This is a genomic window from Niveibacterium umoris (assembly GCF_014197015.1).
GTDB lineage: Bacteria > Pseudomonadota > Gammaproteobacteria > Burkholderiales > Rhodocyclaceae > Niveibacterium > Niveibacterium umoris.
Genome location: NZ_JACIET010000001.1, coordinates 2,127,169 through 2,137,312 on the forward strand (window position 1 = coordinate 2,127,169; position 10,144 = coordinate 2,137,312).

The 10,144-nt window shown below is 66.5% G+C and carries 10 protein-coding genes; 5 read left to right on the forward strand and 5 right to left on the reverse strand.

The annotated features are described in order from the left end of the window. Position 1: 1 nt before the first annotated feature. Complete coding sequence (locus tag GGR36_RS09625; protein ID WP_183634375.1) at positions 2-505, reverse strand: DUF4442 domain-containing protein; 504 nt, start codon at positions 503-505, stop codon at positions 2-4. Between the two features lie 11 nt (positions 506-516). Continuing rightward, positions 517-2,547, reverse strand: a complete 2,031-nt coding sequence (locus GGR36_RS09630) for an NADPH-dependent 2,4-dienoyl-CoA reductase (RefSeq protein ID WP_183634376.1) — start codon at positions 2,545-2,547, stop codon at positions 517-519. A 452-nt stretch (positions 2,548-2,999) separates the two neighbouring features. Here GGR36_RS09630 and glgC point away from each other — a divergent pair, with 452 nt between their 5' ends. The 3 genes from glgC (at position 3,000) to GGR36_RS09645 (ending at position 6,258) form a co-directional block, all read left to right on the forward strand. Then, positions 3,000-4,304: a glucose-1-phosphate adenylyltransferase gene (glgC, locus tag GGR36_RS09635; protein ID WP_183634377.1), complete on the forward strand. Its 1,305-nt coding sequence runs from the start codon at positions 3,000-3,002 to the stop codon at positions 4,302-4,304. After that, positions 4,301-5,776: a glycogen synthase GlgA gene (glgA, locus tag GGR36_RS09640; protein ID WP_183634378.1), complete on the forward strand. Its 1,476-nt coding sequence runs from the start codon at positions 4,301-4,303 to the stop codon at positions 5,774-5,776. The genes glgC and glgA overlap by 4 nt, the downstream gene beginning before the upstream one ends. A gap of 95 nt (positions 5,777-5,871) precedes the next feature. Further along, complete coding sequence (locus tag GGR36_RS09645; protein ID WP_183634379.1) at positions 5,872-6,258, forward strand: DUF4124 domain-containing protein; 387 nt, start codon at positions 5,872-5,874, stop codon at positions 6,256-6,258. 75 nt (positions 6,259-6,333) lie between these two features. On the opposite strand, the gene GGR36_RS09650 is transcribed toward GGR36_RS09645, so the two are convergent. Further along, complete coding sequence (locus tag GGR36_RS09650; RefSeq protein WP_183634380.1) at positions 6,334-7,293, reverse strand: NmrA family NAD(P)-binding protein; 960 nt, start codon at positions 7,291-7,293, stop codon at positions 6,334-6,336. A gap of 95 nt (positions 7,294-7,388) precedes the next feature. On the opposite strand from GGR36_RS09650, the gene GGR36_RS09655 reads away from it, so the two are divergent. Both GGR36_RS09655 and GGR36_RS09660 read left to right on the forward strand, forming a co-directional pair. Next, positions 7,389-8,282: a LysR family transcriptional regulator gene (locus GGR36_RS09655; RefSeq protein ID WP_183634381.1), complete on the forward strand. Its 894-nt coding sequence runs from the start codon at positions 7,389-7,391 to the stop codon at positions 8,280-8,282. A gap of 115 nt (positions 8,283-8,397) precedes the next feature. Next, positions 8,398-8,670, forward strand: coding sequence for a Nif11-like leader peptide family natural product precursor (locus GGR36_RS09660; RefSeq protein WP_183634382.1), 273 nt, complete (start codon positions 8,398-8,400; stop codon positions 8,668-8,670). Positions 8,671-8,697: 27 nt separating this feature from the next. Here GGR36_RS09660 and GGR36_RS09665 read toward each other — a convergent pair whose 3' ends face one another. Together GGR36_RS09665 and gloA2 are read right to left on the reverse strand one after the other, a co-directional pair. Further along, the gene (locus GGR36_RS09665) at positions 8,698-9,651 is read right to left on the reverse strand and encodes an alpha/beta hydrolase family protein (protein ID WP_183634383.1); all 954 of its coding nucleotides are present in this window, start codon (positions 9,649-9,651) and stop codon (positions 8,698-8,700) included. Positions 9,652-9,672: 21 nt separating this feature from the next. Then, entirely contained in the window at positions 9,673-10,068 is a 396-nt protein-coding gene (gloA2, locus tag GGR36_RS09670) for an SMU1112c/YaeR family gloxylase I-like metalloprotein (protein WP_183634384.1), read from the reverse strand. Positions 10,069-10,144 lie beyond the last annotated feature (76 nt).

The window sequence follows — 10,144 nt, forward strand, 5'->3', positions numbered from 1 at the left end:
CTCAGTGCTTCGGGCGCTGATTGGGAATCCAGGCCCAGATGAATTCACTCTCGACCGGATGCTCGCCGGCTTCGTCGGTGACGACGACCGCGACGCTGACCTCGCCCTTGTCGGTGTCCTGCATCAGCTGCCGCTGCTCGGGCGTCAGCGTGGCGACCGCACGCAGACTACCGGTGGCGCGCTTGCGAAAATGCACGGTGAGTGACTTCGCGAGCGGCAGGCAGTCGTCACGCACGTTCATGCCCACCACCATGCCGGTGGCGGTTTCCGCCAACAAGGTCGTTGCCGCCGCGTGCACACCCTTGATGTGGTTCTGCACCGGGCGGCGATTGGCGATGGCGATCTCGACGCGCATCGGCGACATCTCGACGTAGTCGAGCCGCGCCGTGCCGGTGAACGGCACCGCGCGGCGCAGCGCGAGGTTACGTGCTGCGGGGCGCAGGAAGGCGGGTAGCGCATCGAGCTTGGCCAGTGTGCGGGCGAGGCGGTTTGGTTTTGCGCTCATGCGACCTCCGCTCAAAGCGATGCGGCCAGTTCGGCACCCTGGCGGATCGCCCGCTTGGCATCCAGCTCGGCAGCCACATCAGCGCCGCCGATCACATGGGCGGTCTTGCCCATTGCGGCAAGCTCGTCGGCCAGCTTGCGCAGCGGCGTTTGCCCGGCACACACCACCACGTTGTCGACCGGAAGCACTTGCTCCTTGTCGCCAACGCGGATGTGCAGACCTGCGTCATCCACCTTCAGGTACTCGACACCGGTCATCATCTGCACGCGCTTGTTCTTCAGCGCCGCGCGATGAATCCAGCCGGTGGTCTTGCCGAGGCCGGCGCCCATCTTGCTCGTCTTGCGCTGGAGCATCACGACTTCGCGCGGGCTCGGTGCGGGTTGCGGCAAGGTCAACGCGCCGCCACGTTCGTAGCTGGCATCGACGCCCCACTCCTTGAGCCAGCCATCGAGATCCAGCGCCAGCGAGTGGCCTTCGTGCGTGAGGAACTCCGCCACGTCGAATCCGATACCACCCGCACCCACCACCGCCACGCGCTTGCCAACCGGCTTCTTGTCGCGCAGCACGTCGATGTACGAGAGCACCTTGGGATGATCGCCGCCCGGCACGGCGAGGCTGCGCGGCTGGATGCCGGTAGCGATGACCACCTCGTCGAAACCCTTCAGCTCTGCGGCGTCGACCCGCTTGCCGAGCTTCAGATCGACCTTCGCGTTTTCAAGCTGGCGCTTGAAGTAGCGGATCGTCTCGTAGAACTCTTCCTTGCCGGGCACCTGCTTGGCGATGTTGAGCTGGCCACCGAGTTCTTCCTGCGCGTCGAACAGCGTGACCGCATGGCCACGCTGGGCCGTGTACATCGCGGTGGCCATGCCAGCCGGGCCGGCACCGACGACGGCAACGGTCTTTTTCCTGGCAGTCGGAATGAACTTGAGCTCCGTCTCGCGGCCCGCGACCGGATTCACCAGACAGGAGGCAAGCTTCTGTTCGAACACATGGTCCAGGCAGGCCTGGTTGCACCCGATGCAGGTGTTGATCTCGTCGGCCTTGTTCGCCTTCGCCTTGTTCACGAAGGCCGGGTCGGCGAGGAAGGGGCGCGCCATCGACACCATGTCGGCGCAGCCATCGGCCAGCACCTGTTCGGCCACTTCCGGCGTGTTGATGCGGTTGGTGGTGATGAGCGGAATCTTCACCACGTTCGCGTCCTTCAGGCGCTTGGTCACCCAGGCGAAGGCGGCGCGCGGCACGCTGGTGGCAATCGTCGGCACGCGGGCCTCATGCCAGCCGATGCCGGTGTTGATGATCGTCGCGCCGGCGTCTTCGATCGCCTGCGCCAGCTCGACCACCTCCGGCCAGGTGCTGCCGCCCTCGACCAGATCGAGCATCGAGAGGCGATAGATGATGATGAAGTCGGGGCCGACTGCCTTGCGCACCGCCTTCACGACTTCGATCGGGAAGCGGATGCGGTTCTTGAATTCGCCGCCCCAGGCATCGGTACGGTGGTTGGTGCAGGAGGCGATGAACTGGTTGATCAGGTAACCCTCGCTGCCCATCACCTCGACGCCGTCGTAGCCGGCCTTGCGCGCGAGCGCCGCACAGTTGGCAAAGTCGCGGATCGTCTTGGCGATGCCGAAGCGGCCCAGCTCCCAGGGTTTGAACGGGCTGATCGGCGACTTGATGCGCGAGGCCGACACCGCCAGCGGGTGATAGGCATAGCGGCCGGTATGCAGGATCTGCATCGCGATCTTGCCGCCGGCTTCATGCACTGCATCGGTCACCGGTTTGTGATGGCCGACCTGCCAGGGCCAGGACAACTGCGCGGCCGAGGGGTAGGCACGGCCTTGCAGGTTCGGCGCGATGCCACCGGTCACGATCAAGCCGACGCCACCCTTGGCACGCTCCGCGTAGAACGCGGCCATGCGGTCGGCGCCATCCTTGGCCTCTTCCAACCCGGTATGCATCGAACCCATCAGCGTGCGGTTACGCAGCGTGGTGAAGCCCAGGTCAAGCGGTGCGAGCAGGTGCGGATAGGGATTGGCGACGGTCATGGCGCGATTCCTTACATACGTTGCGAGGCTGGATCTCAGCCCCCGATGCGGCGCATTACACCATACCGTACCGTATGGCGCCAATCATGCGGTGCAGCACACTTGCGGGGTGTCTCACCGATCGTAGCCCGGATGCGCAAGGCGAAACGGTTCTGCGCGTTCGATTGCGCAGATTCGGACCTGCGGCCCCGATTCGGTGCGTTGCGGTGCAAAATGCGCCCAGGTCGTGCCCATACCTGATCTGACGCAACAGCAGCGTGCGGGGCCGTTGCAGCCCCGGCAGCAGCGGTGATACTTAGGGCAGAAACGTGCAAGATCCAGTCTGAACAGCGGGCGGCATCGGGCTTGCTTTATCACACACTGGCAACAGCCACGTGCAAGACTATGGATGCCGTTGCAGTCGGGGGACCGCAACGGCGCAAGCAGAAAAGCCACAACCAACGGGGGACATCATGGCAGCCGAATCGACGTCGGGCGGACGGAGCGCTCGCGAACCACGTTTTGTCAGCCAGCTTACGCGCAACACCTTCGCCATCGTTTTGGCCGGAGGCCGCGGCAGCCGGCTCAAGCAACTCACCGACTGGCGGTCCAAACCCGCCGTTCCGTTTGGCGGGAAATTCCGCATCATCGATTTCACGCTGTCGAACTGCGTGAACTCCGGCATCCGCCGGGTTGGCGTCGCCACCCAGTACAAGGCGCAAAGCCTGATCCGGCATTTGCAGCTGGGCTGGAGCTTCCTCGACGGCCGCCTCGGCGAGTTCATCGAGATCATGCCGGCACAGCAGCAGGTGGATGAGTCGCAGTGGTACCAGGGCACCGCCGACGCGGTGTTCCAGAACCTGCACGAGATCCGCCATGCCAACCCGGAATACGTGCTGGTGCTCTCCGGCGACCACATCTACCGCATGGACTACGGCCGCATGCTGGCCCAGCACGTCGAGTCGCGCGCCGACCTCACGGTCGCCTGCATCGAGGTGCCGATCGAGGAAGCGAAGGGCTTCGGCGTGATGGCCGTCGATGACGAACACCGCATCGTCGATTTCGCCGAAAAGCCTGCCAACCCGCAGCCGATGCCGGGCAAGCCGGAGGTCGCGCTGGCCAGCATGGGCATCTACGTCTTCAACGCCCGCTTCCTGTTCGAGCAATTGCTGCGCGATGCGGACGACCCGAAATCGACCCACGACTTCGGCAAGGACGTTATCCCGCACTGCGTGAAGCGCTATCGCACCTTCGCGCACAGCTTTACCGACAGTTGCGTCGGCGACGCCGACAAACCCGCCTACTGGCGCGACGTCGGTACGCTGGATGCCTACTGGGAAGCCAACATGGATCTGGTGCAGGTGATCCCGCAACTGAACCTGTACGACAACGACTGGCCGATCTGGACCTGGCAGCCGCAAAGCCCGCCTGCGAAGTTCGTCTTCGACGACGAAGACCGGCGCGGCGCGGCGGTCGACTCGATGGTCTCGGGCGGCTGCATCATCAGCGGCTCGACCATCCGGCGCACGATGCTGTTCTCGGGCGTGCGGGTGAACAGCTACTCGCTGGTCGAGGACTGCGTGATCCTGCCGAACGTCGAGATCGGGCGCCACTGCGTGCTCAAGAAGTGCGTGCTGGACAAGCGCTGCATCATCCCCGAGGGCACGCAGATCGGCGTCGACCCGGTGCAGGACCGCAAGCGCTTCCATGTCACCGAGTCGGGCATCACGCTGGTCACACCCGCCATGCTCGGGCAACAGATGAACCTGATTAGATGAAGAAGAAGCAGCGCGCGATCCACATCCTCTTTGCCAGTGCGGAGATCGCACCCTGGGTCAAGACCGGGGGGCTGGGCGACGTCGCCGCCGCACTGCCCCCGGCGGTGGCGCGCGCCGGCTGCAAAGTCAAGGTCATCACTCCCTGCTACCCGGCGCTGGCGGCGGCCTTTCCGGCTGCCGTCGAACTGGTGAAGATCGACGGCCTCGCGGTGCGGCTGCCGCACTGCCGCGTGCTCGACGCCGGCGAGATCGCGCCCGGCGTCGGCCTCTGGCTGCTCGACTCGCCACGACACTTTGCGCGCGCCGGCAACCCTTACGTCGACGCCGACGGCCATGAGTGGCCCGACAACGTGTGGCGTTTCGGCCTGCTGTCACGCATTGCGAGCTGGCTTGCCGAAAACAGCGCGAGCACCGGATGGCCGGTCGATGTGCTCCACTGCAACGACTGGCATACCGCGCTGGCGCCCGCGTATCAGCACTACCTCGGTGGCGAGACGCCAACGGTGATGACGGTGCACAACCTCGCCTTCCATGGCCAGTTTCCGGAGACGGCGATCGGCGACCTGGGGCTGCCACGACGCGGCTTCCGCTTCGACGGCATCGAGTTCCACGGCAAGCTTTCCTTCCTCAAGGCGGGCCTGCAGTTGTGCGACCGCATCACCACGGTGAGCCCGAACTACGCTCACGAGATGCAGACCGAAGCTTACGGCTGCGGCCTCGACGGCCTGCTGCGCTACCGCCGCGCGCGCCTGATCGGCATCCTCAATGGCATCGATGAAGCCCAGTGGAACCCGGCGACCGACGCGGCGATTGCTGCGCGCTACGACGTCAAGACGCTCGACAAGAAAGCCGCCAACACCGCTGCGCTGCGCGAGGAACTCGGGCTGCACAACGACACCGCACCGCTCATCGGCGTCGTCAGCCGGATGGCGCATCAGAAGGGTTCGGATCTCTTGATCGAGGAAGGCGACAGTCTGGTCGCGATGGGCGCGCAACTGGCGATTGTCGGGTCGGGCGAGAAGCCCCTCGAAGCCGCTTTCCGCGAACTGGCCGCACGACACCCCGGCCGCGTCTCGGTCACCGTCGGCTACAACGAAGCGCTGGCGCACCGCATCGAAGCGGGCGCCGACATGTTCCTGATGCCCTCGCGCTTCGAGCCCTGCGGCCTCAACCAGATGTACAGCCTGCGCTACGGCACGCCCCCCATCGTTCGCCGCACCGGCGGCCTCGCCGACACGGTGGTCGACACCACGCCGGCGACGCTCAAGGACGGCACCGCAACCGGGTTCGTCTTCGACCACGCCAGCGGCGAAGCCCTGCTCGCCTGCGTACGCCGCGCCATGTGCGTGTACCGCGATCCCTTGCAATGGCGGCAGATCCAGCGCACTGCCATGCAGACCCACTTCGGGTGGGGCGAAGCAGCGCAACGTTACCGCGCACTCTACGAATCGCTGCTGCCGGCAGGCCGCTGAACGGCCCTGCACCATCCGTCGTGGACAAACGCGCATATTTCGGCGTTGACGAAGGGCCGGGCTACACTCATGTCATGACAAGGAGGAATCCGGCTATGACCGCGCGCCCGAAACTGATCGCCCTGCTTCTGCCCTGCGTGCTCGCGGCCGGCGTCTGCCATGCCGAGGACACCGTCTGGAAGTGGAAGGACGACAAGGGCCGCTGGCAATACGGCAATCAGCCACCGCAGGGGGTCAAGGCGGAGAAAGTGACCGCGACGATCTCGACCGTGCCGGCCATCAAGAGTCAGCCGCGCATGGCGCCGCAGCCGGACCCTGCGCCCGCTGCCGACGCTGCCAGCCAACCCAAGGCGGTGACCTCGGCCGGACGCCAGCAGATGATGGAAGCCTGCGAGAAGGCGGGCGGAACCGACTGCGACGCGGTCGTCAACGCGGCCCTCAACGCGATGGTGGAAGAGGCCGCAAAGCGCCCGGCGCCGTGACGCCTGCAGCCGCGACCCGCCGCAATTGAGCGGTCCCGCGTGCGGGCCCAAGCACACGGGCACGCCGGCGTGCCGTCAATGCGCGCCCGCCGCGGCTGTTTCAAGCTGGCTGCCGTGTCTGCCCAGCGACGCAGCCAATGCCGCCACAAGCGGCGTGTGCGGCACCGTACCGAGCAGGGCGCGCAAGCGCGAATCGTCGAGCTGGTGGGGGCGTAGCCACAGGTAACGCATCTGCAGCAGCGCCCGCAGCATCGGCACGAAGGGCGAGGCCAGCCGCAGCGGCCACCAGGACATCTGCCGGAGTTCGAGCGAACGCCCGCTTGCCTGCTCCAGCGCCTGCCGCATCTGCGCGCCGCTCAGGGTGTGGCCGGCGAAGTGCAGGCTTTCGAAGGGCGCCAACGCAGCACGACGCTCCGCCACCATCACGAATACGCGCGCCAGATCGGGCAGGTAGGCCCATGCGTGCGGCAAGTCTTCCGGCCCCGGCCAGGTCACGCGGCCTTTGGCGATGTCCTTGGCGATGACCATGTCGAACCACGAACCCGGCCCGCCGCCAAAGAAATCGCCGGCGCGGATCACGATGCTGCGCACCCCTTCGCGGCTCGCCGCGCGCATCTGCCCCTCCAGCGCGATGCGCTGGCGTGCCTTCGGCGTGTCGGGCTGTTCCGGCGTGGTTTCGGTGAGCACTGCGGGCAGCTTGGCGCCGAAGTTATAGACGTTGCCCGGCAGCATCAGCGTCGCACGACTCGCCCGTGCGGCAGCAAGCACACTGGCGGCCAGCGGCGGCAGTAGCACATCCCAGCGCGCATAGTCGGGATTCAGCGCATTCACGATGACCGCTGCCCCCTGTGCCGCAGCGACCAGGGCCGGGGTATCCAGCGCGTCACAACTCACCGCTTCGACGCCCGCCGGCAGCGGCGCGGTCGGCGCCTTGCGCATCTGTGCTTTCACCTGCCAGCCGGCAGCGTGGAAGGCTTCCACCAGCGCGCGGCCGACCCGGCCGTTCGCGCCCAGCACCAGAACTGTTTGCCGCATGATTGGCTCCGCTTCTGTCCATTTCTCGATGGGGTGATTGTGCGACGGCAAGAAATACAAAAGAATCCGCATTTCTGCATGCCATTCATTCAGCAATGCATAACAAGACCGCTGCACCGACCTCGCCGGACTGGGATCTGATCCGCGCCTTTCTTGCCGTGGTCGATGCCGGCTCGCTGACCGCCGCGGCTGGCGCGCTGGCGACCAGCCAGCCCACCTTGTCGCGCCAGATCGCCCAGCTCGAACAGCAGACCGGCGCTGCACTGTTCGAACGCACGACGCGCGGCCTGAGCCTCACCGAAGCGGGCGACGCGCTTGTCGAGCCTGCGCGCCGCATGCAGGCGGCCGCCCAAGCGCTGGCGCTGGCGGCCGCCGGACGCGCGCAGACGCTGGCCGGCACCGTGCGCCTGACCGCGAGCGAGATGATGTCGGCGCACGTGCTGCCGCCTATCCTCGTGCAGCTGCGTGCAGCGCATCCCGAAATCGAGATCGAACTGGTTGCCTCGAATCGCGTCGACAACCTGCTCGCCCGCGAGGCGGACATCGCGATCCGCATGGTGCGGCCCGATCAGGGCAGCCTTGTCACCCGCCATGTCGCCGACTATCCGATCGGCTTCTACGCGCACGCCGACTACCTGAAAGGCCGCGCGCCGGTGACGCCCGACAACTTCGCGGAGCACGACTGGGTCGGGCTGGATCAATCGCCGCAACTGATCGACGGTTTCCGCAGCGCCGGATTCAACATCGACCGCCACTTCTTCGCCTTCCGCTGTGACAACAACATCGTCGGCTGGGAAGCGGTGCGCGCCGGCATGGGCATCGGCATCACGATGCAGCGTGTGGCCGAGCGCGATCCGCAACTCGTCCGCCTGCTGCAGGAATTTCCGCTACCCAGCCTGCCGGTCTGGCTGACTGCGCACCGCGAGCTGCGCGGTTCGCCGCGCATGCGCATCGTTTTCGACGCGCTGGCCGAAGCGCTTGGCGACTGACGGCCGCAAACGACGCTGCAAGCAAGGGCCGGCGTCGTACCGATCACATCGCTGCGCAACATGGCTGCGGCTACACTTGGCGGGTGACTGACTCATGCATTGACGGAGGCGCCCCATGAGCACCGAAGCGCTCAGCACCTTCCTGCGGATCGCCCGCACCGATCCCGACCTGCTCGCCGAGTTGCGCGCCGCCGCCGACCCGGACGGCCTGCGCGTCGTCGCGCTGGCGACGATCGCCGCGCGCCACGGCCACACCATCGACCCGGCGTCGCTCGGTGCGCCGCAACGCCGCACCGACGCGGCAGCAAGCGCGCAACCGGGCGGCACTCGTTTCGGCGATGCCCGGCTCTATCGTGCCGAAGACGGCGAGTTGATGGTTCGTATCTGATGCGGCGGGTCTGACGACCGCTGCCGTTCAGCGCAGCGCTGCGGCCAGGGCCGGGTCGAGCGCGAGCAGGAAAGCCTCCACCGCATCGGTGTAGGCACCGGGCTGACCCAGCTGGGCATTGATCTCGCCGTGCGACAAGTCCTGGCGCAGCACGCTGGCACGCCCGCCCAGCGACACGGCGCGCGCCGCGAAGCGATCGGCCTGCGGGCAGGAATCGCTGCGCCGCGTCGAGCACACTGCCAGCAAGGGCCAGGGCTTCGTGTCAAGCACCCGGGTCGGTGATGCCGCCGCCCAGTCCGCCGGATTGCTGCCGAAGGCGCGGTCGTAGAAACCGAAATGCCGCGCCTGCATGATCTCGGTGACATCCATCGCCCCGCTGTCGAGCGAGACGGAACCAAGCGCCGGCACTGTTGCCACGGGAAACAGCGAGGGTTGCGCCGTGAGCAAAGACACCAGATGCGCGCCTGCCGAGTGGCCCATCAGCACCAGCTTGTGGCGATCGCCGCCCCACTCCGCCGCGCGCGCCTGCACCGCCGCCACCGCACGCGCCACGTCACGCGCCTGCTCGAGCGGGGCCGCGTCCGGCACCATGCGGTAGTTCACTGAAACCAATACGATGCCGCGCGGCACCCAGCGCGCCACCTTCGCCTCCACCACGCGACTCATCGCCTTGTCGCCAAAGGCCCAGGCGCCGCCGTGCACCATCACGATTACGGGCGCGTTGCTCGGGTGAGATGGCAGGTAGACATCGAAACGCTGGCGCGCATCGTCACCGTAGGCGATGTCGCGCAGCACGCGCACGTCCGGCGGCAGTTTGGCCTTCGCGTCGGCTGCGTCTTCTTCTTCAACTTGCCCTTGTGATGCCTCGCGGCCACGCAAGCGATCCAGCAAGGGGCCGGCAAACGCCACATGCGTCGCCAGCACGAATGCCAGCGCGCCACCGCAGCATCGTCTGGCGAATCGGGAGGGCTCGGGTTTCATTCCACGCTCCGCTTCGGTCGCTCAAGGCCGGACTGGCTCGACCAATTCCAGCGGCAGTCCGTCGGGGTCGAAAAAGAAAGTGAAGCGCGCGCCGGTCAGTTCGTCGATGCGCACCGGCTCGACCTTGACCCCTTTTTGCGCCAGCGCCTCGACGTTTGCGTCGATGTCGTCGACAGCAAACGCCAGATGCCGCAGCCCCTGCGCCTCCGGCCAAGAGAGTCGCGGCGGCGCAACCGCAAACGAGAACAGCTCGATCTGCGTGCCGTCCGCCAGCGCGAGGTCAAGCTTCCAGGAGTCGCGTTCAGCGCGATAAGTCTCGGCGACGATCCGCAGGCCGAGCACTTCGGAGTAGAAGCGCTTGGAGCGCGCGTAGTCGCTGCAGATGACGGCGGCGTGGTGGATGCGCAGAGGCGTCATGACGATTGATGGAGCCAACGGGATACATCGGAGTCTAGGCGCTGTTTGAGCGTTCATGCCCCGCTCTTAACAAGCG